20 protein-coding genes are annotated in these 24,278 nt (G+C 66.8%); 10 read left to right on the forward strand and 10 right to left on the reverse strand.

All coding sequences use genetic code 11. From position 1 onward, the window contains the following. Positions 1-8 precede the first annotated feature (8 nt). Genes GGR25_RS00790 through GGR25_RS00805 form a run of 4 tightly spaced genes read left to right on the forward strand, consistent with a single transcriptional unit; the run spans position 9 to position 3,967 of the window. Positions 9-1,145 carry an MlaE family lipid ABC transporter permease subunit gene (locus tag GGR25_RS00790; RefSeq protein WP_246409129.1) on the forward strand — a complete coding sequence of 379 codons (1,137 nt, stop codon included), beginning with the start codon at positions 9-11 and terminating at the stop codon, positions 1,143-1,145. 2 nt (positions 1,146-1,147) lie between these two features. Next, entirely contained in the window at positions 1,148-1,936 is a 789-nt protein-coding gene (locus GGR25_RS00795) for an ABC transporter ATP-binding protein (RefSeq protein ID WP_183396833.1), read from the forward strand. An 11-nt stretch (positions 1,937-1,947) separates the two neighbouring features. Beyond that, positions 1,948-3,318 carry an MlaD family protein gene (locus GGR25_RS00800; protein ID WP_183396834.1) on the forward strand — a complete coding sequence of 457 codons (1,371 nt, stop codon included), beginning with the start codon at positions 1,948-1,950 and terminating at the stop codon, positions 3,316-3,318. 1 nt (position 3,319) lies between these two features. Then, a complete protein-coding gene (locus GGR25_RS00805) occupies positions 3,320-3,967 on the forward strand; it encodes an ABC-type transport auxiliary lipoprotein family protein (protein ID WP_183396835.1) in 648 nt (215 codons plus the stop codon). A gap of 23 nt (positions 3,968-3,990) precedes the next feature. On the opposite strand, the gene GGR25_RS00810 is transcribed toward GGR25_RS00805, so the two are convergent. The 8 genes from GGR25_RS00810 to parE form a co-directional block, all read right to left on the reverse strand. Beyond that, entirely contained in the window at positions 3,991-5,049 is a 1,059-nt protein-coding gene (locus tag GGR25_RS00810; protein WP_183396836.1) for a GGDEF domain-containing protein, read from the reverse strand. Positions 5,050-5,330: 281 nt separating this feature from the next. Beyond that, positions 5,331-6,824 (reverse strand): DEAD/DEAH box helicase, encoded by a 1,494-nt coding sequence (locus GGR25_RS00815; protein WP_183396837.1) that lies wholly within the window; start codon positions 6,822-6,824, stop codon positions 5,331-5,333. A gap of 150 nt (positions 6,825-6,974) precedes the next feature. Then, positions 6,975-7,415, reverse strand: coding sequence for a hypothetical protein (locus tag GGR25_RS00820; RefSeq protein ID WP_183396838.1), 441 nt, complete (start codon positions 7,413-7,415; stop codon positions 6,975-6,977). Between the two features lie 88 nt (positions 7,416-7,503). After that, a complete protein-coding gene (locus tag GGR25_RS00825) occupies positions 7,504-9,384 on the reverse strand; it encodes an alpha/beta hydrolase fold domain-containing protein (RefSeq protein ID WP_183396839.1) in 1,881 nt (626 codons plus the stop codon). A gap of 28 nt (positions 9,385-9,412) precedes the next feature. Continuing rightward, entirely contained in the window at positions 9,413-10,435 is a 1,023-nt protein-coding gene (locus GGR25_RS00830; RefSeq protein ID WP_183396840.1) for an ABC transporter permease, read from the reverse strand. Next, positions 10,425-11,144, reverse strand: a complete 720-nt coding sequence (locus GGR25_RS00835; protein WP_210299770.1) for an ATP-binding cassette domain-containing protein — start codon at positions 11,142-11,144, stop codon at positions 10,425-10,427. Before GGR25_RS00835 ends, GGR25_RS00830 begins: the two co-directional genes overlap by 11 nt. Before the next feature lie 50 nt (positions 11,145-11,194). Continuing rightward, entirely contained in the window at positions 11,195-12,130 is a 936-nt protein-coding gene (locus GGR25_RS00840) for a sugar ABC transporter substrate-binding protein (RefSeq protein WP_183396842.1), read from the reverse strand. A gap of 476 nt (positions 12,131-12,606) precedes the next feature. Next, the gene (gene parE, locus GGR25_RS00845) at positions 12,607-14,652 is read right to left on the reverse strand and encodes a DNA topoisomerase IV subunit B (protein ID WP_183396843.1); all 2,046 of its coding nucleotides are present in this window, start codon (positions 14,650-14,652) and stop codon (positions 12,607-12,609) included. A 546-nt stretch (positions 14,653-15,198) separates the two neighbouring features. Between parE and GGR25_RS00850 the strand changes: the two genes are divergently transcribed. The 4 genes from GGR25_RS00850 to GGR25_RS00860 all read left to right on the forward strand — a co-directional run bounded on the left by GGR25_RS00850 (position 15,199) and on the right by GGR25_RS00860 (position 19,373). Then, positions 15,199-16,026 carry a tetratricopeptide repeat protein gene (locus GGR25_RS00850; RefSeq protein ID WP_183396844.1) on the forward strand — a complete coding sequence of 276 codons (828 nt, stop codon included), beginning with the start codon at positions 15,199-15,201 and terminating at the stop codon, positions 16,024-16,026. 202 nt (positions 16,027-16,228) lie between these two features. After that, positions 16,229-18,436, forward strand: coding sequence for an OmpA family protein (locus tag GGR25_RS00855; protein ID WP_183396845.1), 2,208 nt, complete (start codon positions 16,229-16,231; stop codon positions 18,434-18,436). A gap of 8 nt (positions 18,437-18,444) precedes the next feature. Continuing rightward, positions 18,445-18,573: a hypothetical protein gene (locus GGR25_RS24875; protein ID WP_281378526.1), complete on the forward strand. Its 129-nt coding sequence runs from the start codon at positions 18,445-18,447 to the stop codon at positions 18,571-18,573. Further along, entirely contained in the window at positions 18,570-19,373 is an 804-nt protein-coding gene (locus tag GGR25_RS00860) for a hypothetical protein (protein WP_183396846.1), read from the forward strand. Before GGR25_RS24875 ends, GGR25_RS00860 begins: the two co-directional genes overlap by 4 nt. A 12-nt stretch (positions 19,374-19,385) precedes the next feature. Here the strand turns inward: GGR25_RS00860 and GGR25_RS00865 are convergent, their stop codons facing one another. Together GGR25_RS00865 and GGR25_RS00870 are read right to left on the reverse strand one after the other, a co-directional pair. After that, the gene (locus GGR25_RS00865; RefSeq protein WP_183396847.1) at positions 19,386-20,246 is read right to left on the reverse strand and encodes an alpha/beta fold hydrolase; all 861 of its coding nucleotides are present in this window, start codon (positions 20,244-20,246) and stop codon (positions 19,386-19,388) included. A gap of 13 nt (positions 20,247-20,259) precedes the next feature. After that, a complete protein-coding gene (locus GGR25_RS00870; protein ID WP_183396848.1) occupies positions 20,260-22,395 on the reverse strand; it encodes a lytic transglycosylase domain-containing protein in 2,136 nt (711 codons plus the stop codon). A 298-nt stretch (positions 22,396-22,693) separates the two neighbouring features. Between GGR25_RS00870 and dapA the strand changes: the two genes are divergently transcribed. After that, the gene (gene dapA / locus GGR25_RS00875; RefSeq protein ID WP_183396849.1) at positions 22,694-23,569 is read left to right on the forward strand and encodes a 4-hydroxy-tetrahydrodipicolinate synthase; all 876 of its coding nucleotides are present in this window, start codon (positions 22,694-22,696) and stop codon (positions 23,567-23,569) included. A 13-nt stretch (positions 23,570-23,582) separates the two neighbouring features. Continuing rightward, the gene (gene smpB / locus GGR25_RS00880) at positions 23,583-24,059 is read left to right on the forward strand and encodes an SsrA-binding protein SmpB (protein ID WP_183396850.1); all 477 of its coding nucleotides are present in this window, start codon (positions 23,583-23,585) and stop codon (positions 24,057-24,059) included. Positions 24,060-24,278: the final 219 nt, after the last annotated feature.

Below are 24,278 nucleotides of genomic sequence, written 5' to 3' on the forward strand. Positions count from 1 at the left end.
GTCAGTCTTTGTCGGCGACGGAAGCGGCCAGCCTTGATCTCGTTGAAGACGGCGGCGCGCTCCGGCTCATTCCGCGCGGCCGCTGGATGCTGCACGAGGCCGACAGGCTGGAGCAGGTGATCGACGAAGCGGTCGCCAGCATTACGAGCCCCGTCACCATTGATCTCGAAGAGCTCGACCAGGTCGACACCTCCGGCGCCTGGCTGATCACGCGCTTCAGCCGTGACCTCGACGCCAAGGGTGTCCATGTCGAACTGTCCGGCGGCAGCCCGAATGTTCATCGCCTGCTCGACGCGGTGCATTCCGCCGAGCAGGAAAAGGCGCCGAAGCGGCAGCATGTGAGCGTCGGGCGCGATCTCGTCGAGGGCATCGGCCGCTCGATGTATGATTCCGCGGGCGATCTCGAGGCCGGCCTCAGCATTCTCGGCAGCGTCACGCGGGGGTTTCTGCGCGCCGTCGTGAAGCCCGCGCGTTTCCGCATCACGTCGATCGTCTTTCACGTCGACCGGGCCGGCCTCAGGGCCGTGCCGATCATTTCGCTGATGTCGCTTCTCATCGGGGCGATCATCGCGCAGCAGAGCGCGTTCCAACTCCGCCCCTTCGGCGCCGAGGTCTATGTGGTGGACCTCGTCGGCGTGCTGGTGCTGCGCGAGCTCGGCGTGTTGCTGACGGCGATCATGATCGCCGGCCGTTCGGGCAGCGCGTTCACCGCCGAAATCGGTTCGATGAAGATGCGCGAGGAAATAGACGCGCTCAAAGTGATCGGACTCGACCCGAACGAGGTGCTGGTGCTGCCGCGCATCCTGGCCCTCATCATCGCCCTGCCGCTGCTGACCTTCATCGCCGATCTCTCGGCGCTGATCGGCGGCGGGCTGGTGTCCTGGATCTATGTCGGCCTGCCGCCATCGGCCTTCATCATGCGCCTCCGCGATGCCGTGGCGCTCAACACGCTGTTCGTCGGCCTGATCAAGGCGCCGTTCATGGCGCTGATCATCGGCATCATCGCGGCCAATGAGGGCTTCCGCGTCCAGGGCAGCGCCGAGTCGCTCGGCGCTCGCACGACGTCGTCGGTGGTCAAGGCGATCTTCATGGTGATCGTCGTCGACGGCATCTTCGCCATCTATTTCAGCGCAGTGAGTTACTGATCATGGCGGTGCGCGGCAGCAAGACGGCGGCAGAGCGGGATGTGGTGATCCGCGGACGCGGCATCACCGTCGGCTTCGAGGACCGCCTGATTCTCGAAAATCTCGATATCGACGTCTATCGCGGCGAGATTCTGGGGATCGTGGGCGCGTCCGGCACGGGCAAGTCGGTCCTGCTGCGCACCATCCTCGGCCTGCAGGCGAAGCAGAGCGGTTCGGTCGAGATCCTCGGCACGCCCTATGACGATGCGGATGAACGCACCCGGCGCCTGATCGACCAGCGCCTCGGGGTCCTGTTCCAGCAGGGCGCTCTCTTCTCCTCGCTGACGGTGCTCCAGAACGTCGAACTGCCGATGCGCGAGCATCTGAAGCTGTCGCCGCGGCTGATGGAGGAACTGGCCCGGCTGAAGATCGATCTCGTCGGTCTGGCGACCGAGGCTGCCGAGAGGCTGCCGTCCGAACTCTCCGGCGGCATGATCAAGCGCGCGAGTCTCGCGCGGGCCCTCGCGCTCGATCCGGACATTGTTTTTCTCGACGAGCCGACCTCGGGGCTGGATCCCATCGGCGCGGCCGAGTTCGATCAGCTCATCGCGACTCTGCGCGACACTTTGGGGCTGACGGTGTTCATGGTAACCCATGATCTCGACAGTCTTTATACCGTTTGCGATCGAATCGCGGTGTTGGGCGACCGCCATGTCCTGATCGAGGGCACGGTGGCCGATATGCTGGCTTTCGATCATCCCTGGGTTCAGAAATATTTCCATGGCGTTCGGGCGCGCCGATTGGAAGCTTAGTCGGGACGGGCATGGAAACGCGTGCAAACTACGCGACGATCGGCATCTTCACCCTCGGGGTGATCATTGCCTGCTTCGCTTTCGTCTACTGGCTCGCGCGCTATGACGAGAGCGGCGCGCGCAAGCCGATGCGCATCCTCATTCCCGGGTCCGTCACCGGTCTCGCCACCGGCAGCCAGGTGCTCTTCAACGGCATCCGGATCGGCGACGTCACGCGCCTTCGGATCAACGACCAGGATCCGAACGAGGTCGAGGCGATGGTCTCCGTCGACCCGAGCCAGCCGATCAAGAAGGACACCAAGGTTTCCATCGGAATCCAGGGCCTGACCGGCATCGCGTCGATCGAATTCATCGGTGGTTCTGCTTCCGCGCCCAATATCTTCACGCAGGAAGACGTGCCGACGCTCACCGCGCAGCCCGGTGGCCTGCAGGACCTGATGGCCAGCGCGCAGAACCTGCTCAACAAGGTCAATACGGCCGTCGATCGGGTCAACAGCGTGCTCGATACGGCCGAGCCGACGATCAAGACGTCGCTCACCAATGTCCAGAACTTCACGGACGCACTCGCCGCCAATTCGGCCGGCGTGAACGACTTCATGAGCAATGTCGGCGATCTCTCGAAAAAGGTCGGCGCTCTCTCGGGCGATCTTCAGGGGCTCGTCGCCAAGGCCGACAAGATCGTCGCGGCGGTCGACCCGCAGAAGGTCTCCGATACGCTCGCCCATATCGATCAGATCTCGGGCAAGATCGCCGAGACTTCCGACCAGTTCCCCGCGATCGTCACCAATGTGAAGCAGGTCTCGGAACAGCTCGGCACGGCGCTCACCTCGGCACAGAAGGTCATCGACGCTGTGCCGACCGACAAGCTGCAGAGCGCGATGGAGAATATCGCGACGGTCGCGACGCGCGTCCAGGAAGCGACGGTGGACATCGACAAGATGGTCGCGACGGCGCGCACGGCGCTGGACGACGCGCGCGATTTCACGAACTTCATCCATAGCAAGCAGCCCGAGTTCAACACGATCGTCGCGAACACGGATTCGCTGATGGGGCGGCTCAATACCGCCTCGGCGCGGCTCGACGGGCTGCTGGGCAGCGCGCAGAACATGCTCGAGAGCCCGGATGGCAAGGGTTTCTTCCAGGAAGCGACCGCCGCCGCCCACTCGATCCGCGTGATCGCCGAGGCGTTCCAGGGCAGGGCAGGCCAGATCGCCGACAACCTTGCCAATTTCACGGGCAATGGCCTGCGCAATGTCGACGGTCTGGTGAACCAGCTGCAGCGGACCACGTCGAAGTTTGACCAGACGTTGAATTCCATCCAGAACAATCCGCAGGGCTTCGTATTCGGAAACTCGACCGTCAGGGAATACAATCGGAAGTGAGATGATGGGACAGGTCCGCACGATGATCGCCACGAATGCACGATCCGCCCGTCGCCTTGGCCCGGTGGCCTTGGCGCTCTGCGGGCTTCTGCTCCTGTCCGGATGCGTCGGCTCGCTGTTCACCAGTCCGCCGCCGGCCACCTATGATCTGACCGGCCCGGCGGATCTGAGGGGTATCAAGGGTGGCAGCACCGCGCAGATTCTCGTTCCTGCGCCCTCCGCCCTCAAGGTTCTCGACAGCCAGCGCATCGTCGTGCGGCGCGGGTCGCTGGTCGCCTACTATCCGAACGCCCAGTACGCCGACACGCTGCCGCGCGTCGTCCAGGCCCGCATCATCGAGGCGTTCGAGCGCACCAAGCAGGCGCGCGCCGTCGGACGCCCGGGCGAGGGGCTCTCGATCGATTATCAGTTGCTGAGCGACATCCGCATCTTCGGCTATGAGGTCGATGCGTCGGGCAGCGGCACTGCCGTGGTCGAGATCTCCGCGCGCATGATGAACGACCGCAATGGCCGTGTCGTCGCCTTCCGCGTGTTCCGCGGCGAGGCCCCGGTGGCGGCTGATGACGCCAGCGCCGTCGTCGCCGGACTGAATGCGGCGCTCGACGATGTGCTGCGTCAGATGGTGGCCTGGTCGCTCGGCAAGACCTGAACCCCGCCCGTGCTTTCGCCTGATCAGGCGACGTCGCGCGCGACGCCTGCGATTGGCATCGATTCCGAGACCACGCAGTTGCGGCCGGCGCGCTTGGCCGCATAGAGGCACGCATCGGCCCGCTCGATCATCGATTGCGGCGTATCCCCGGCCCGATGGGTCGCGATCCCGACCGAGATCGTGATGTGCCCAAGCGGCTCATCCGTCGAACGCTTGACCAGTTCGCGCGTCATCACGGCCTGTCTTATGCGCTCGCCGACTTTGACGGCCTGTGTCTCGGTGGTGTCGCGCAGGATGATCGCAAACTCCTCGCCGCCATAGCGGCAGGCGATGTCGAGGCTCTTGATGCTCTGCTTGGCGGATTGCGCGACGAGCCGGAGCACCTGATCGCCGGTCTGGTGGCCGTAGCGATCGTTGAACTGCTTGAAATGATCAATATCCGTCAGGATCAAGGAAAGCGGCACAACCTGCTCGCCGGCTTCATCGACCGCCCGCTGGATGGCGAGGTCGAAATGCCTTCGCACCGAAAGCGTCGTCAGCGGGTCGCAGATGGACTCGTAGCGGATCGATTCGATATTGGTGCGCAGCGCGCTGAACTGGGCGTTGGACCGTGCGAGCCGGGCTTCGAGGGCGCGTTTGCGATCCTCGATCCGCTGCGTGGCTTCGATGAGCTCATGCAAGGCGGCGGCCGAGCCGCCTTTCGACGCGCCGCTGCCGAGATAGGCGACGGTGTTGGCGAGCTGCGCGCCATATTGCGCCGTCTCGGCGAGAATCTGCTCGATTCCCTCGGACAGAGCCGCGATTTCGCGTGAGGCGGTGCCGCCGATTTCCTCGATACGATCGCCGATATGCTCGGAAGAGAGGAAGACCTCGTGCAGTCTCTGGACATCGTCGAGCGTAATGCGCCCTTTCGCCTCCAGAACCGCGTTCACAGCGCGATTGAGCGAGCGATTGAAGCCGGCCGAATAGGCATACCAAAACTCGAAATTGCGCGGCGTCGCCGGCAATTCGTGTGTCTTGAGATGGTCTAGTGCCGCTTCGGCAATGCCGATCGTCCTGCGATGCTCACGTCGCTTGGTCATCCCGCACCCCGGGCAGCCCCCGCTCCCGCCTGCTCGATCCCCGTCATGGTACAATCTATGCGCGATTAGTCTAAGCAGATGTTAAAGTCTTGCGGCGGATTCTGATCAAATCACCTCAGATTCGATCGCGGCGCCATCATGGACGCAATTCCGCCGAGCATGGCCGGGGGCAGCCATTGTTGAGACAACGAAGCGCTTTGCTCGAAGCGGAGGTGCTTTGCGGGCATGGAAGCGCAATCGCATCGAGGCGATCGGTTCCGATCCATGCCGGAAGGCGGGACTCAGCTGGACGGGGCGCGAACCGGTCGCAGCAGGAACTGCGGCACGTGATCGCCGAGTCCGACCACAGGCTCGTCATCGGAGTCACGGCGCGAGCCGCGCGCCGGCTTGGGCGGCCGCGCTGGAGCCTGTCGGGAGTCGGCTTCGCGGAGCGGAGGCTTCGCTTGCGGAGCCGGCTTGGCGCTCGCCGCGCGCGGGGCAGGTGCCCTCGGCTCGCGGGGGGCTTCTTCCGCCTTGGCTGTCTCAGGCTTGGCTTCCGACCGTGCACCCTCAGACCGGGCGCCCTCGGACCGAGCACCCTTGGCCGGCCGGCGGCGACGCGACGAACGATCCTCGTCGCCGGCGCTATCGGAAGCGGACTGAGCATCGACGCCGACGCCTTCGATCCATTTGACGCCGTCACCGGTCAGCTTGTCGATCGCCGAGAGGTACTTCTGGTCAGCCGGACCGACCAGCGTGATGGCGGTGCCGGAGCGGCCGGCGCGTCCCGTGCGGCCGATGCGATGCACATAGTCGTCGGCATGCGTCGGGATATCGAAATTATAGACGTGCGAGACGTCCGGAATATCGAGGCCGCGCGCCGCCACGTCGCTGGCGACGAGCAGGGTCAGGCGGTTGTTCTTGAAGGCATCCAGCGTCGCCATACGGGCGCGCTGGTCCATGTCGCCATGCAGCGCGCCGACGGAGAAGCCGTGCTTCTCGAGCGAGCGGGCGAGAACGGCAACCTCGCGCTTGCGATTGCAGAAGATGATCGCGTTCTTGAGATCGGTCGCGCTACGGATCAGCTCGCGCAGGACGACCCGCTTGTCGGCGGATTCGCGGCCCGTATGAACGAAGAGCTGCGTCACCGTCTTGGCGGTCGTCGCCGGGCGGGCGACTTCGACGCGGATCGGATTCGACAGGAACATGTCGGCGAGATGCTGGATCTCGGGCGGCATGGTGGCGGAGAAGAACAGGGTCTGCCGCGTGAAAGGCAGCAGCTTCACGATCCGCTCGATGTCGGGAATGAAGCCCATGTCGAGCATGCGGTCGGCTTCGTCGATGACGAGGATCTCGACGCCGCTGGTGAGCAGCTTGCCGCGTTCGCAATGATCGAGCAGGCGGCCGGGCGTCGCGATCAGGACGTCGACGCCGCGATCGAGCTTCTTCTCCTGGTCGCCGAACGAAACGCCACCGATGAGCAGGGCGACGTTGAGCTTGTGGTTCTGGCCGTATTTGTTGAAGTTCTCTTCAACCTGCGCCGCCAGTTCGCGCGTCGGCTCCAGGATCAGCGTTCGCGGCATGCGCGCCCGGGCCCGACCCTGCTCGAGCAGCGTGATCATCGGCAGGACAAAGCCCGCCGTCTTGCCCGTACCGGTCTGCGCGATGCCGAGAACATCACGGCGCTGCAGAACATGCGGGATCGCCCCCGCCTGGATCGGCGTGGGAACGGTATAGCCGCTTGCCTCAACGGCAGCGAGCACCTTGGGGCTAAGCCCTAGCGATGAGAAGGTCATATCCAAGAAGATCTGGGCCCGGGGGGCTGCGTGGGTCGCCGTGCGGGCGGGTCACCATCGATGAATGACAAGCGCAGATACGGGCATTCAGGCCGATTTGTCAAATCTTTCAAGCAATTTCGGTAAATGTCCGGGCGATTTTGGTGCCGACTAGTTGCTCGCGGGCCCGAAACGATAGCTGCCGTCGTCTTCGACGATGAGTTCGTAGCTCGCCGGATCGTCGCCGGAAGGGTGGGCGATGGCGACAAACACGGTCAGGCCGTTCTCGAGATCGGTGGTGAAATCGGAAACGGCGAGCTTCTGGGCCGCGACCTCGGCGATTTCGATGCTTCGTTCGAGGCTCGGCGTGCCGTCCGCGCCGAGGACGAGCCACTGCACGAAGAGATGCGATGTGCCATCGCCGCTTCGCGACAGGACCACACGGTAGAGCCCCTTCTTGCCATCCTTTTCCCAGCTGCCGGGCACGCGGATTTCGCGGATGGAGGGATCGATCGCGGCGACGTTGTCGGCGAGCGGATCGGCGAAGGCAGGGGCGGCGGCGAAGGCGAGCACGAGGGCGAGAAGGGCCGGCTTGGCGAAGGCGTGGGGCATGGCGCACTCCTGAAGGCGGGGCCGGCCGTTCGCCGGCCCAAAGCCTCTATCGCCCCGCCGGGCCGGCTGGCAAGGCCGGCGGCAGGCTTCAGGCACCGGCAGGCGCGGGCTGCGGTGTTGCTTCCGCGGCGGGGCCGGAATGCGCGACGCAGCTGATGAGAAGCAGCGTCTCGGAGAGGGCGCCGTCGATCAGATAGGCCATTTCCTGCAACGCGCCCTCGGCATCGCGCGCCACGATCCGCTCGAAAACCTTGGCGTGGTCGGCGACCGGATCGCCGCCGGGACGGGCCGGGGCCACCGCTTCCTGCAGCGCGAGCGACCATTGCAGCGTCACCTGGATCGCCGGCCACATCGCGGCCAGCACATCATTCTCGCTGCAGGCGATCATCCTCTCGTGGAAGTCGAGCACCGCCTGCTGCCAGCCGGCATCCGCCGGTCCGCGCGTTGCCATGTTCGACATCGCCTCGGCGAGACCGGCCAGTCCGGCGTCGTCGCGCCGCCGGGCCGCGAGTGCCGCGGCGCTGGGCTCGACGACCTTGCGCACCTCGAACAGGCTGCGGACAAAGGCGGGCGTACAATTGGATTCGAGGTGCCAGGCGAGCACGTCGGGATCCAGAAGCCGCCAGCTCGAGCGCTCATTGATGCGCGTGCCGACCTTGGGCAGCGAATTGACGAGGCCCTTCGCGGCCAGCGTCCGGACCGCCTCGCGATAGGCGCCGCGCGAGACGCCGAGGGCTGTGCTGGCCGCGTCCTCGGTCGGCAGGATCGATCCCGGCGGATAGGTGCCGCCGATGATCTCAGTTGCCAGCCGATGGGTGACGGCGCCGTGCGAGCGCGAGCGGCTGGTCAGGAACGGGCTGCGGATCGGTGCGATCCGCACGGTGCCGGCATCAGGCAGCCGGTCGTCGCCCATCATGACCGTCGCGGAGAGCCGTCCGGACGGCTCGCCCTGCAGCGCGCGGACGAGGCTCGCCGGGGCGGCGGGATGGAGATCGCCGAGCGATCGGCGCCGCTCGTCGACATAGTGCACGATCGACCCGGCGCTGGTGGTCACGCTGTCGACGATGCCGGCGAAGTGCAGCGCGCCATGCGTCATGCCGGACCAGAGCGAGAGCGCGACATCGACGCCGCAATGGGCGAGGCCGCTATAGAAGGCGAGCGTGTCGTCGAGCAGCAGGTCGCACTCGGCGCCGATGCAGAGCGTCGGCGGAAAGAAGCTGAGATCCGCGCCGACCGGTGTTAGCTTCTGTCGCTCAGTGGGCGGGACATGCGGCGCATAGAGGTTCCAGAACCACCGCATCTGCGTTTCGCCGAGCCCGAACCTCCCGTCGCCGTAGAGCTTGTGCGAGGAGAGGTTCATCTGCGGCGAATAGGCGCCGTAGATCGAGATGAAGCCGGCAAGACCGGCCGCGATCTCCGGGCCGGCGGAGAGGAGCGCCATGGCCATGACATTGGCGCCGGCCGAGTCTCCGGCGAGGAAGATCGTGCGGCCATCGCCCTGATGCTCGCGGACCACCGTGCTGACCACCGCGGCGGTCTGCTGGATCGCCGCCGGATAGGGATGCTCGGGCGCCAGCGCATAGTCGACCGAGATCACCTGGCTTCCCGTCGCGGCGGCCAGCCAGCGACAGATATGGTCATGCGTATCGACACTCCCGATCACCCAGCCACCGCCATGGGCGAACACCAGGACGGAGCGATAGGCGCGCGGGGTATAGACGCGGGTCCGCACCGGTCCGCGCTCGGCAGCGAAGACCTGCTGCGACACGGACATCGGATGCGTCCGTGCGTCCAGCGCGACCAGGCGGGCGAACTCGTCGAACCAGATCCGCGAGGCTTCGATGTCGAAGACGCCCTCGGGGACCAGATGCTGTTGCATCGACTGGATCTGTTCGAGCTTCGCCGCCAGGTCACGCGCGACTGCGCCCGAAGTCTGTCCGCGCGAGCGGCTATCGAGCAGGAGCGCCATTGTTCAGTCTCCGAATTTCATGGCGGGGTCAGCGACGGGCCTTGAAGCGCCGGCTGCGCTGAGCCTGGTCCCAGGCGACGGCCGCGACGAGGATCACACCGATGAAGATGTTCTGATAGAGCGGATTGACGTTGACCACGGCGAGGCCGTTGTTCAGCACGGCGAAGAGCAGGACGCCGAGCGCGGTGCCGCCGATCGTTCCCGTGCCGCCGAACAGGCTCGTGCCGCCGATGATGATCGCGGTGAGGACCTGGAAGGTGAGGGAGGAACTGCCCGCCGATGGCGAGGCGGTGCTGGTCCGAGCCATGAAGAAGATGCCGGCCAGCGCGGTGACGCCGCCCGAAAGCGCATAGAGCTTCAGATCGAGCGCATTGACGCGCACGCCATTGGCGAGCGCCGCCGCCCGGTTTCCGCCGGTGATGCGCGTCTCGTAGCCGAAGCGCGTATGCTCCAGCAGGATGTGGAACACGATGCCGAAGATGACCGCGTAGCAGACGAGATAGGGCACGCCGAAGAGCTTGCCCTGGCCGATGGCGTTGAAGGCGTCGGGAAACCCGAAAAGGTTGGTACCGCCGGTATAGACCGTGATCGCGCCGCCGGCGGCGAAGAACATGCCGAGCGTGGCGATGAGGGGCGGGACCTTCAGATAGACGATGACGGCGCCATTGATCGCGCCGAGCACCGCACCGGCCGCGACCGCGAGGATGATCGCGAGCGGCCATGGCACGCCGGCCAGGATCAGCGCGCCGGCGACGATGCCGCCGAAGGCATAGAGGGCGCCGATCGAGAAATCGAGGCCACCGCCGACGAGGATCATCGTCGAGGTGCAGGCGACGATGAAATAGAGCGCGCCCGAACGCAGGATCTCGATGATGTTTCCCTGGCTCAGGAAGACAGGATTCAGCGTCTGGAACACGATCGCGACGATGATCACGACGAGGGCGAGGCCAGCCTGCTGTCCCGCGGAGAGGATCGCGCGCCACTTGCCGCCATCCTCGTCGCGCGCCGCACGCGCGGCCGGCGTCCCGGCGAGCTTGTTCTCAATGGTCATCGCGCCGCACTCCGGTGATCAGGCTGATGATGTCGCTCTTGTTCGTCTCGGAGACCTTGCGCACGCCCGCGGTCTGGCCGAGCCGCATGACATGGATGCGGTCGGCGACCTCGAAGACGAACCCCATGTCGTGGCTGACGCAGATGACGGCGGCGCCGCGGCTCCGGAGCGAGCGGATAAGATCGGCGGCATGGGCGGTCTCGCGCACGCCGAGCGCGGCCGTAGGCTCGTCGAGCAGCACGACCGAGGCGCCGGCCCGCATGCCGCGGGCGATGGCAACGATCTGGCGCTGGCCGCCGGAGAGCATGCCGATCGGCGTGCGGACGGATTTCACGGTGACGCCGAGATCATCGAGCAGGTGCCGGGTGTCGGCCTCCATCCGGCGCTTGTCGACGAAGGGGCCGCGCGTCGGCAACTGGCCGATGAACATGTTGGTCGCGACGTCCAGGCATTCGACGAGCGCGAGATCCTGGAAGACCGTGGCGATGCCGGCATTGCGAGCATCGGCGGGGCTGCGCAGATGGCGCTCGACGCCATCCACCGAGATCGTTCCCGAGTCGGGATGATGCACGCCGCTGATCACCTTGATCAGGGTCGATTTGCCGGCGCCGTTGTCGCCGACGATGGCGAGGATTTCGCCGGGCTCGACCGACAGGTTCACGTGCGAGAGCGCGTGAACCTGTCCGAAGGACTTCGAGATGTCCTTCAAGTGAAGCCCGGCGGTCCTCGCATGAGCCGGAAGCGCATGCGAGGCGTTGGTCACTTGGCGAGTTCCTGGTCGAGCGTCTCGGCGGTGATGAAGGTGATGCCGGTGTCGACGCTCTTCGGCACGGCTTCGCCCTTCGACAGCGCGATGATCTTCTCGACGGCGCCCGACGCCATGCCGCAGAAATTCTGCTTGCTGGTGCCATAGAGCGTGCCGTCCTTGAGGCCGGCCACGACTTCCGGCGTCACGTCGTTGACGACGCCGACGACCTTGCCGGTCAGGCCCTTCTCCTTGATGGCGGTGGTGATGCCGGCGACTGCATTGCCTTCCCAAGAGAGCACGACATTGACGTCCGGATGCGCCGTGAGCGTCCGGCTGACGACGTCGGTCGTCTGCGTCGGATCGCCGGCATCATAGGCTTCGGCCACCAGCGTGACATTGCCGAGCGCGGGCAGCGCCTTGACGAAGCCGTCGACGAAGACGCGGTGCACGCCGCTCGGCTGGTTGCCGAGGATAATGACGTTCTGCGGGCCGCCGCGCTTGGCGATGTTCTCGGCGACGACCTTGCCCTGGTTGGCGTAGTCCGTGCCCAGCACGATGTCCTGGACGCTGGTCGTGTCGCCGGTATTCATGGTCGCCACATACATGCCGGCAGCCTTCGCTTCCTTCATCAGCGGCTCATACATGGCCGAGCTGAAGGGAACGAGGATCAGGCCGTCCGCGCCGGTGGCGATATATTGCGAGATGCGGTCGAGCACGAACTGCTCGTCCATCTGCAGGCCGGTCGGGCCGGACGTCACGCCCTCGATGCCCGCCTTCTTCACGGCTTCGTTGAAGCACTTGTCCGCTTCCTGGAACACCGGATAGGCCGGCAGCGGGTTGGCGAAGGCGATCTTCTTGACCGGACGCAGGTCGTCGGCTGAGGCGGCACCGGCCGACAGCGCAAGCATCATCGCGGCGACAGACGTCGCCAATACGCGCAGTTTCATGATTTTCCTCCCGTCGGCGATCTCCTCCCGCCGAACGGATCGAATTATCGAGGGGAATCGAAACGCGTCAATGCGGTGACCCCATCTACTCCAACCATAGGCCGCAAAAATTGCTAATCGGATGGCCCATCGCACTGAAATGGGCCGGAAATGACCTGTATTGTCGGAGTATTGGTTCACCAGCTTGCTGCCGGGAGGCGCAAAGCGAGCCGGTCCCGCACCGGCATAAAGCCTTCCGGGCGGATCGACGGGCGCGTCTCGGACAGCGCTGAACGCGACCGGTCGCCATCGGCCGGCGTGTGGAAGCGGGGGCGTGGAGATGGAGCGCGAATAGGGCTTGCCCGGCCGTTGTGGCAGGACCGCCGAGCCGACGCAGCAGCGTAAGCCGCTGCCGGTTCCCCGCCGAGGGGCAGCGCAAAACGCTGCCCTTCACCTGAGGGCGGAAGAATGAAGACCGGGCGGCGCGGCGCTTGGCCTCAGATGTCCAGTTCTTCCGCGAAGGCGGCGTTGTCCTGGATGAAGCGGAAGCGCTCCTCGGGCTTGTTGCCCATCAACTGCTCGACCGTATCGCGGGTGAGCTCGATCTCGCCGTCGATGATGTCGACGCGGAGCAGCATGCGCTTCGCGGGATCCATCGTCGTTTCCTTGAGCTGTGACGGCAGCATTTCGCCGAGGCCCTTGAAGCGACCGATCTCGATCTTGCCCTTGCCGGTGAATTCCTTCTGCAGCAATTCGTCCTTGTGCGCGTCGTCGCGGGCATAGAGAGTCTTGCCGCCCTGGCTGATGCGGTAGAGCGGCGGGACGGCGAGGAAGAGGTGGCCGGAGCGGATCATCTCCGGCATCTCGCGATAGAAGAAGGTGATGAGCAGCGACGCGATATGGGCGCCGTCGACATCGGCGTCCGTCATGATGATGACCTTGTCGTAGCGAAGGTCGTCATTGCGATAGTTGTTGCGCGTGCCGACGCCCAGCGCCTGCATCAGGTCGGCGAGCTGTTGGTTCTGGGCCAGCTTCTCGCGTCCGGCATTGGCGACGTTGAGGATCTTGCCGCGGAGCGGCAGCACGGCCTGGCTCGCCCGGCTGCGGGCCTGCTTGGCGGAGCCGCCTGCGGAATCGCCCTCGACGATGAAGATCTCGCTGCCCTGCGCCGCGGATTGGCTGCAATCCGCCAGCTTGCCGGGCAGGCGCAGCTTGCGCACGGCCGTCTTGCGGCTGACTTCCTTTTCCTGCCGGCGGCGAAGTCGTTCCTCGGCCCGCTCAATCACCCAGTCAAGCAGCCGCGTAGCTTCCTGCGGCGAGGCGGCGAGCCAATGGTCGAACGGGTCGCCGATCGCTTTCTCGACGATGCGGGTCGCCTCGCCCGAGGCGAGGCGGTCCTTGGTCTGGCCGACGAATTCGGGTTCGCGGACGAAGACGGACAGCATCGCCGCGCAGGATGTCATCACGTCCTCGGCGGTGATCGCGGCGGCGCGCTTGTTGCCGGTCAGTTCGGCATAGGCCTTGAGGCCGCGGAGCAGGGCTGTGCGCAGGCCCTGTTCATGGGTGCCGCCATCCGGCGTGGGGACCGTGTTGCAGTAGGAGCGGACATAGCCGTCGCCGGGGAACCAGGCGACGGCCCATTCGGCCGCGCCGTGGCCGGACTGCTTGTCGGTCCGGCCTGAGAAAATCTGCGACGTCACGAGATTTTCGCCGGTCAGGGCGTCGGCGAGATAGTCCTTGAGGCCGCCGGGGAAATGGAACTCGGCCTCGGCCGGCGTATTGGCGTCGCCCTCGAGCAGTTCGGCGTCGCAATTCCAGCGGATCTTCACGCCGCCGAACAGATAGGCCTTGGAACGGGCCATGGCGAAGATGCGCGACGGCTTGAAATGCGCGCTCTTGCCGAAGATGTCCGGGTCGGGACGAAAGCGGGTGCGCGTTCCGCGGCGATTATGGACTTCGCCGACCGCGACGAGGGCCGATGTCGGCTTGCCGCGCGAAAAAGTCTGTCGATACAGGCGCTTGCCGCGCGCGACCTCGACTTCGAGGCTCTCCGAGAGCGCATTGACGACGGAGACGCCGACGCCGTGCAGGCCGCCCGAGGTCTCGTAGACCTTCGAATCGAACTTTCCGCCCGAATGCAGCGTCGTCATGATGACTTCGAGGGCGGACTTGTCCTTGAACTTGGGATGCGGGTCGACCGGAATGCCGCGGCCATTGTCGTTGACCGTCAGATAACCGTCCTTCTCGAGATAGACCTCGATGAAGGTCGCATGTCCGGCGACGGCCTCGTCCATCGAATTGTCGATGACTTCGGCAAAGAGATGATGGAGCGCCTTCTCGTCCGTTCCGCCGATATACATGCCGGGACGGCGGCGGACGGGCTCGAGCCCTTCGAGAACCTCGATATCGGCGGCGGAATAGTCGGACTCGGCGGACGAATTCGTCGGGCTGGCGGGGGCAGGGCGGCGCGGGCGCGGGGCGCGCTCCTCGATGTCCTCGATGCGCGTGGCTGCCTGGCCGAACAGGTCCTTGGTGTCGTCCATCGTCGCTCCATTCCGGTCGGGGCCGCAGAGATGAGGCGTGGGCGCCGTCGAATCAAGCACGAATCTTGCCACGAGCCGCGCCGCCGCACGAGGGCATGGCCCGTGATCGCCCGCAGGCCGCCAATGGCGACGGCCCGGGCATGGATCGGGCGCCCCTCGGAAAATGTGGCCGGCCACCTCTCGCGCTTGTGTCGTCTCCGCAACAGTGTGGCCGCAACTCAACCGAGTCCGGTCCGCCCGGGCTCACCTGCCGCCTTTCAGCCATAAACAGAAACGAGCGTCGCAATCATCCGGGGGCGGATAGGATCGACCTTGCAGAGTATCGGCGACTTTTTTCATTGGCGTTCCATTGCGTGCGCGACCGATACGGTGGCCGCACAGATGGCAGCAGCGGGCGGCCCAGCTTTCGCCAGAAACGTGGTCCATTTTCCGAGACATCGGGTCACGGGTCGCGAAGTAGGGCTGCAGTCTGCAGTGCGTGCCTGGATGAGTTGGACTCCGCTCGCCCTCGACAGGGTGAGGTCTTCGATTTCGAAATGGCGGGCTATGCGTATTCGTGACGCGTTCGGCGGTTTGGCCCTCATTGGCCTCGGGGTGATCTGCTCCGCCTCGACCTTCTTTCCGCGCGATGCCGCCGCGCTCGACGCCAAGACTCTCGACAAGAACGCGACCCCGGTCGAGGCTTTCCGCTTCGGCTTCAACGCCTACAAGCAGGGCGACAAGACCGCCGCGGTCGAGGCGCTGACCTATGCCGCCGAGAAAGGGCATGCCGCCGCGCAGTGGAAGCTCGGGCGGATGTATGCCGAGGGCGACGGGCTCGCCAAGGACGACATGAAGGCGTTCGAGCTCTTCAGCGAAGTCGCCGATGCCCATGCCGACGACAATCCCAACGCCGCCTCGGCCCGGTTCGTGTCGAATGCCTTCGTGGCGCTCGGCCGCTATTATCGCGACGGCATACCGAACAGCGCGGTGACGCCCGATTTCGGCCGCGCCCGGCAGATGTTCTCCTATGCGGCATCGTATTTCGGCGATTCCGATGCGCAGCTCAATCTCGCCCGCATGTTCTATGAAGGGCAGGGCGGCGAGCGCGACCCGCGGCAGGCGGTCCGCTGGGCCAAGCTCGCGGCGAACAAGGGCAATGTCGGCGCGCAGGCGCTGCTCGGCCATATGCTGTTCGAAGGCGAGGGCGTCTCGCGCGAACCGGTGATCGGCCTCATGTTCCTGACCGTGGCGCGCGATCGCTCCCAGCCGCTCGATCCCTGGATCCAGGAGATGCAGGAGCAGGCGTTCTCGCTCGCGACCGAGACCGAGCGGCGCACGGCGCTCGCCATGGCCGACGACTGGCTGAACAAGAACGTCAAGGCGGGCCCCTGAGGCGCCGCGAGCCAGATCTGTCGCCGCCGCAGCACATAGGCGGGGGATTGCACTGCATCGAGGCACTGCGCGGCTTGATAGGGTGAACCCCTTCGGGCGATGATCGTCGTCCGCCCTCCCGGAGCGCGCCGCCGATGCGGCGGCATGACCGGCCGAGCGGCCGCGTGGAGGAGCATCGGATGGCCCCCGTCGCCGCAAAGCGATGGCGATCGAGCATGGAACGGCCGATGGCGCGCCGGTCCCGATCGAGGGCAGCGACGGCCAAGGCCGCGTCATGAGCCGCTGGCGCCTCTATCTCATTCCCTGCCTCGTGGTTGCGACGCTGCTGACCGGCGTGGCGCTGGTGCTCAATCTGCGCCGGGTCGAGGCCGAGCTCGCGGCGCAGGTCGACGCCATCCTCGTCGCCGACGGCCAATCCTGGGCCAGCGCCGAGGTCAGCGGCCGCACGGCGACGATCATGGGAACCGCGCCCACCCTCATCGCGCAGCGATTCGCGCTCGAATCGGCCGATCGCGTCTGGGGCGTCGCGCGCGTCGTGGATGGCAGCGGACTGCTGCCGCTGCAGCCGCGCTATTTTTGGACCGCGACCAAGCGGGGGGACCGGCTGGAGATCACCGGCTTCGTGCCGTCCGAGGACGAGCGCGTCGCGATCATCGCGACCGCGAAGCGCCTGCTGCCGGCTCTTCAGATCGATGACAAGACGCAGCTGGCGCGCGGCCAGCCGGTCGATTTCCTGCCCATCGTCCAATATGCGATCGCGCGCATGACGGAGCTCGCCGAGGGATCGGTCTCGGTGAACGGGCCGGCGCTGACGATCGACGGTACCGCCCGCAACGAGGAGGAATTCGCCTCCGCCGCCCATGCCCTCTCCGTCGCGCTGCCGGCGAGCGCGTCGCTGCATTCGATCCGCATCCTGCCGCCGCGGACGGAGCGCTTCGCCTGGCGGCTCGATTTCGACGGCCGAAATGCGGTCATGACCGGCTTCGTGCCGTCGGACCGCGCCCGCGCCGATGTCGAGGCGGCGCTCCGCGCGACGATCCCGGATATCGTGTTCGACGATCGGGCCGTGCTCGCCTCCGGCGCGCCGGAGAGCTTCGCCTCGGCCGCCACCTTCGCCGCCTATCAGCTGGCGCATCTCAGCGAGGGCTGGGCCAGCCTGGACGGGACAGTGCTGAGCATGGAGGGCAAGGCGCGCAGCGTGGCGGATTACGAGCAGGCGCTGGCCGAGATCGATGCGCGCGAGGGCCGCACCGGCAACAGCATCGAGTTCGGATCGATCGATATCGTCCCGGCCGCCGTCGACCCCTATGTCTGGCGCGCCGAGCGCTCGCCGACCGCCCTGACGCTGAGCGGCTATGTGCCGAATGCGGAGGTGCGGGCGAGCGTCCTCGCCAAGGCGTCCACGCTGTTCGCCGGCCTTCCGATCGTGGATCACCTGCGAGTCGCGGAAGGCGACCCCAAGATGGACTGGATCGGCGCCATCAGCTTCGCCCTCGAACAGCTCTCGCGCCTCGGCAAGGGCTCCGTCGCGCTGACGGGCCGCCAATACGATGTCGCGGGCGAGGCGCTGTCGACGCCGGATTTCCACCTGATCGAGACCGAGCTGGCCAAGACGCTGCCCGCCAGCATGGAGCTGCGCCATAAATCGGTCGCGCCCGCGCCGATCTCGCCCTACCTCTTCTCCGCCGTCCGCAGCACGGACCGGCTGACTTTCGCTGGCTATGTGCCGACCGATGACGCGGCGCGCGCGATCGTCGCGCTCGCCGAGCCGAAGTTCCAGGACGAGAAGATCGACATCCGTCTCGAACTCGCCGGTGGCGTGCCGGATCAATTCGTCGATGCGGTCGGCGCCGGTCTGCAGGCGGTGAGCCGGCTCAATGGCGGGCGGATCGACCTCGTCGATACCCGCCTCTCGGTGTCCGGCGTCGCCGTCTCCGAACCGGCGCGGGCCGCCATCGAGGCGGGCCTTCGCCGGGGCCTTCCGGACGGGTACGACCTCGCGACGTCGATGACCGTCGCGATCAGCGGTGAACCCCTTTCGGGCGCCGAATGCCAGGCCGCGCTCCGCGCCGAGCTGGCGCAGGACCAGATCGCCTTCGACGGCACCAAGGCGAATGTGCTCGAGGACAGCTACGGCCTGATCGACCGGCTCGCGGCCATCATGCAGCGCTGCCCGGCCGCGACCATCGAGGTGGCCGGCCATACGGATTCGTCCGGCAGCCCGCGGCGCAACCAGTCGCTGAGCGAGGAGCGGGCGCGGGCCGTCGTTGATCTGCTCGTTGCCGATGGCGTGCGCCGCGAGCGGCTCGACACGATCGGCTATGGACAATCGCGGCCGATCGCGTCGAACTCGACGAATGCCGGCCGGGCGCAGAACCGGCGCATCGAATTCAACATCGTGGGACAATAGGGGCGGCCTTGGCCTATCTGATCGTCCAGTACTGGCACTATCTGGCGGCTTCGGCGGCCTGCGGCGTGCTGGTCGGCTGGTGGGCCCAGGGCACGCGTCGCAGCCGCCGGACCGAGCCGGGAGACGAGCTCCCATGATCCAGCACGCCGTCGAACTCTGGGTCGCGATCGCCGCCTGCTTCCTGCTCGGAAGCCTGGTCGGCTCGCTGCTGCATCGCACGATCGCGCTCACCGGCGCGGCGCGGTGGCAGGCCCATCTCGTTCACGGCGTCGATCGGGCCATTCGCGTCATGGAATGGCGCGTGATGCCGTGGCGCACCGGCGGGCCCGTACCGCTGCCGCGCGTCGCGTCGATCCCGCCGCCGGATTTCAGCCATGCCGAGCCCGTTCCGGTGGCGCCGCCGCAGATCTGGGAAGATACCGGACTGCCGGTCGGGGCTCCGAGCCTCGAACCCGTCGTGGCGCGCTCGGTGTTCGACGATGAAAGGCTGCGCGAGGCCGTCGACCGGGGCGATGCCGCCGGCACACGGCCCGTCGTGCTGGCCGGTCCGCGCCATGGCAGCCCGGACGAGCTGACGGCCATACGCGGCCTCGGCAAGCGCCACGCCGCGCGGCTCGCCGCGATCGGCATCTATCATTTCAGCCAGATCGCCGCCTGGACTCCGCAGGAGGTCGCCTGGATCGGGGCCTTCCTCGATATTGGCGACGCCGTGCGCGAGCGCGACTGGGTCGGGCAGGCGACGCGCGTCGCGGGTTCCGACGATCCGGAGGCCGCGATCCGCACGCCGCCGAAAAAGCCGCCGAAGCAGCGCGCCAAGCGCGGCAAGGGCAAGAAGCAGGCGGAGGAGGTGTCGGCCGATCCGGCAGCCGAGCCGACAGAGGCTGGGACGGCCGAGACATCGACCGGCGCGTCGAAGGCGGACGGCGAGTCCGTCTGACGCGCTGCCGTTTCAGCCGGCGACGCGCGCGAGGAAATCCGTGATCCGTGCCGCGACGGGGCCGTCGAGTTCCGGCGCGTGGCCCTGGCCCTCGACCTCGAAGGATTCGAGCTTCGGATGCGCCGCGCTCATGGCGGCGACCGTCTCGCGACTCAAAAGGTGAGAGCAGGCGCCGCGGACGACCAGCACCGGGGCAGCGGCAAGGCTCGCAAAGGCCGGCGAGAGGTCGACCGGCGGCGCATCCGCCTTGATCTCGCTGAAGCCGGCGGCGACGTTCGGATCATAGTCGGCAACGGGCAGCCCGTCCTGCTCGGCAAAGATCAGATGCGCCTGCCGCAGCCAGTCGTCCGGCCCGAAGGCGGGGAATTCGTCGCCGAGCGATTCGGCGAGCTGGTCGGCCGCATCGCGCCAGCTTGCGGGCGGACGCGCCTTGCCGAGCCGCGCGCCGATGCGCCGGAGGCCCGCCGTGTCGATGACGCTGCCGATATCGTTGAGCACAGCCGCGCCGACCGCCGCGGGCGCCATGCCTCCGATCACCATGGTGACGATGCCGCCGCGCGAGGTCCCGATGAAGGCGGCACGCGCGATGCCGCGATCTGCCATGCCTTCGAGCACGTCCTGCGCCTCGACGACCGGGAGATAGCTCTTCCCCGTCGGGTCGCGATCCGAGCGGCCGCGACCGCGCAGATCGAAGGCGATCACGCGCCGGCCCTCGGCCCGAAGCCGCAGCGCCAAGGCGTAAAAATCCCGGACGGTGCGAGTCAGGCCCGGAAGGCAGACAGCCGGGAGGAGGGCAGGGTTGTCGCCGCGATAGTCCTCGCCATGGAGGCGCAGGCCGTCGCGGCTCTGGAAGAAGAACGACTCAGATTCCATTCCCGGGCCGCCGTCAGCCCGGCCGGCCGCGGTGGAGGTCCTGGTTGATCACCAGGGCCGGCTCGCCGAGCCGTGCGCGATAGACCTGCAGGTTCTCCGTGCAGCGCTGGACGTAGTTGCGCGTCTCGGTGAAGGGGATGCGCTCGATCCAGTCGATCGCGTCGACATTGGGATCGCGCGGGTCGCCATACTGCGCCACCCACTGCATCACGCGGCTCTTGCCGGCATTATAGGCGGCGAACGACATGATGTAGGAGCCGTTGAAGTCGCCGACGAGGTCCGCGAGATGGGCAGCGCCCAGCGTCGCGTTGTAGCCGGGATCGGAGGTCAGGCGCTTCGCGTTGAACGGCACGCCGGTCGACTTCGCGACCATCTTCGCCGTCGCGGGCATCAGCTGCAGCAGGCCGAGCGCGCCGGCGCGCGAAACCGCTGCCGGGTTGAAGGCGCTTTCCTGGCGGGCGATCGCATAGACGATCGACTTCTCGATGCTGGTCGTCTTCACGGAGCGCGGGATCGCGGCGATCGGGAAGGCGAGCGTCTCCACCGGCAGGCCGCGGACATAGGCCTTCTTGCCGATCTGCAGCGCGATCTGGTGCTTGCCGCTCTTCTCCGCCATCTGCGCCAGCAGCGCGATCTCGGACGGGTTGGTCAGCGTGTCGGCGAGCTGCATGTAGAATGCCTGCGCGCGGTCGTCATAGCCTGCCGCCGAGAAGCGCTGGATCGCCTGGACCATCTCGCGGCTGGCGAAGCGCTTCTTCGTCGCGCCATCGGCCTCCGGCGGCTTCGACAGCGCGAGCTGCTTCATGCCGAGCTTCGCCGCGGCGAGCTGGCCGTAGAAGGTGGTCGGATAGGCGGCGGCGAGACGGTACTGCGCGACGGCCTCGGCCTTGTCGCCCATCGCCTCGGCGGAGCGGCCGAGCCAATATTCGGCGCGCGACTGGCTGAGCGGCATGGTCGACACCGCCTGGATCGCCGCGAAATGGCGGCGTGCCGTGGCGGGGTCGTTCAGGAAGCGCAGCGCGTACCAGCCGGCATGGAATTCGGCGTCGGCCTGGTTGCTGCTCGATTCGGCGGCGTGCTCCGCGACGAGCTTGTAGGCCGTGCGGGGATCGCGGAGGTCGAGCAGTTCGCGCGAAAGCACGCGCCGCTCGATCCACCACGCATCGGGATCGACCAGCTTGCTCGGCTCGCGCGGCGCCTGCAGCATGACCTTGGCGGCGTCCTGATAACGCTCGGCGCGGCGCAGGAACTGCGTCTTCGAATAGAGATAGCCGGGATCCTTCTGCAGCCGGCCCGGCACCTTTGTCAGCAGCGCGGCTGCGTTCTTGTCGCGGCGGATGACCGCCGCGCGCGCCGCGGCCAGCTGGCGCGTGTCGGCATCGAGCAGCTTGGAGACGGCGAGACCCTCGGTCGCGTCGTCGTCATAGAAGAACTTGTCCATGCGGGCCTTGTGGTCCGCCGGCGTCAGAAGATTGCCGAACTGCTGCAGGATCTGCTGCTCGTTCGCATCGGAGAAGGAATCCTTGCGCCAGCGCGGACGCAGCAGCGCGGCGGCTTCCTTGGTCTTGCCGGCCTGGACCAGTGCGCCGGTCAGGAGGATCAGCCCCTCCGAGGAGCCCGGATCGGTGCCGGAGAAGGCGGAGATGATCGTCTGCGGATCGGCGTTCATCCGCTTCAGCGCCTGTTCGGCGCGGCGGCGCAGCATCGATTGCCCCGGCCAGTCGGCCAGCTCTTGCGCGGTCTGCGTGATTTCCGTGACGGTGACGTCGGGACTGCCGCTCTGCGCGACCAGCCACTGGATGATGTGCCGGTTGGTCTGGTCGGGCATCATGCGCCCGATCGCCGCCGCCTTGCCGACCTGGCCGTCGTCGATGAGCTTCAGCGCCGCCTCGAGGCCGAGCTGGCTCGGGGAGAGCGAGGTCAGGAGGTCGTTGGCTGGCGCCGCCGCGCTGGCGCGCTGGACCGATTCCGGCTTGCTGACGGGCGTGATCGCCGCCGTCACCATGTCGTCGTCGCCCTGGCGCGACGGATTGGGCCGCGGCTTGGGGGCGGCAAAGGCGTCGCTGACCGGGCCGAATGCGATCAGCGCACCGAGCGCCGCCCGCAGGATCCGGTTCCGCCGTCGCTTGTCGCCAAAATACTGCGCCATCGTTCCGCTCTTCCTCTTTGCCGGTCGGCGGGCGAAATCATGGTCGCTCAACCATACAGCAGCCATGATCGCCGTCACAGTCCGGTTCGTGGACGTCGTCCGCCAAGCGTACGGGGTCCATGGTGAACAAAGGCTTGACGCCCGGTCTCCCGCCCGAGGACCCGGTCCTTGCCCTGCCACGAAGCTGAGACTATGTTCCCGGCCCGAGGTAAGACGCGACACGATCGCGGCACCTCGCCGTCTCCGCTCTATCGGGACGGAATCAGGCCAATTGACGGCAATGGGACGGAAGCGGGTCATGTTCAGGGGTTCGATCACGGCGATGGTCACGCCGATGAGCGCGGCGGGCGTCGACGAGGCCCGGCTTCGCGCCTTCGTGGATTGGCAGATCGCCGAGGGCACGCACGGCCTTGTGCCGGTCGGCACCACGGGCGAAAGCCCGACGCTGAGCCATGACGAGCACAAGCGCGTGGTCGAGATCACGATCGAGGTCGCGGCCGGCCGCGTCCCCGTGATCGCCGGTGCCGGCTCGAACAACACGCTCGAGGCGATCGACCTCGCCCGCCACGCGGAGCACGCGGGCGCGGACGCCGTGCTCGTCGTCACGCCCTATTACAACAAGCCGAACCAGGAAGGGCTCTACCAGCACTTCAAGGCGATCAACGACGCCATCGGCATCCCGATCATCATCTACAACATCCCGCCGCGCTCGGTGATCGACATGAGCGTCGAGACGATGGCGCGGCTGTTCGAGCTGCCGAACATCATCGGCGTCAAGGACGCCACGGCCAAGCTCGACCGCGTCAGCCTGCAGCGCCACGCCATGGGCCCGGAGTTCCTCCAGCTCTCGGGCGAGGACGGCACGGCGCTCGCTTTCAATGCGCATGGCGGCCATGGCTGCATTTCCGTGACCTCGAATGTCGCGCCGAAGCTGTGCTCGGAGTTCCAGGAAGCGTGCCTGTCCGGCGACTACGCCAAGGCGCTCGCCTACCAGGACCGCCTGATGCCGCTGCACAACGCGCTGTTCATCGAGCCTAACCCCACCGGCGTGAAATACGCGCTCTCGCTGCTCGACCGTGTCGAGGATCGCGTGCGCCTGCCGCTGGTGTCGATCTCCGAGACCACCCGTTCCGCGATCCGCGCCGCCATGGTGCATGCGGGGCTGGTCAACTGACCGGAACACCGCAATGACCGCCGCCCCGGACAGCGCGCGCTACAAGCTGGCGGCCGACAATCGCCGCGCCCGGTTCGACTTCGAGATCGGACAGACCTTCGAGGCCGGCATCCAGCTGACCGGCACGGAGATCAAGTCGCTGCGTGGCGGCCGCTCGACGATCAGCGACTCCTATGCGGCGGAGCGGGGTGGCGAGGTCTGGCTCTACAACGCCTATATCCCGGAATATCTCGAGGCCAACCGCTTCAACCACGAGACGCGCCGCCCGCGTAAGCTGCTGCTGCACAAGAAGGAGATCGGCCGCCTCGCCGTCGCCGTGCAGCGCGAGGGGATGACGATCGTCCCGCTCAAGATCTATTTCAACGCCAAGGGGCGGGCGAAGGTCGAGATCGCGCTCGCGCGCGGCAAGAAGCTGCACGACAAGCGCGCGACCGAAAAAGAGCGGGACTGGAACCGCGAGAAGAGCCGTCTGCTGCGCGACCGCGGCTGAACGCGTCTTCCAGGCATCCCCGGAACAATCCACCTACCGGATCGGCCCGCCGCCGTTCAGCTCCGCGCGCCGTCGCGTGGGGGCGATCGCTATGGCTGCCTCTGTCACCACCGCCTCAAGCTGGATCGACCTTTGGCCAGTTCGAAGTTCACCGCCGTCGGGATCGTGTCGTGGCAGGGCTGGCCTGGCTAACCGGCCTTCCTGCGGCATGCGTCGAGA

Source organism: Kaistia hirudinis, from assembly GCF_014196455.1.
GTDB classification, from domain to species: Bacteria; Pseudomonadota; Alphaproteobacteria; order Rhizobiales; family Kaistiaceae; genus Kaistia; species Kaistia hirudinis.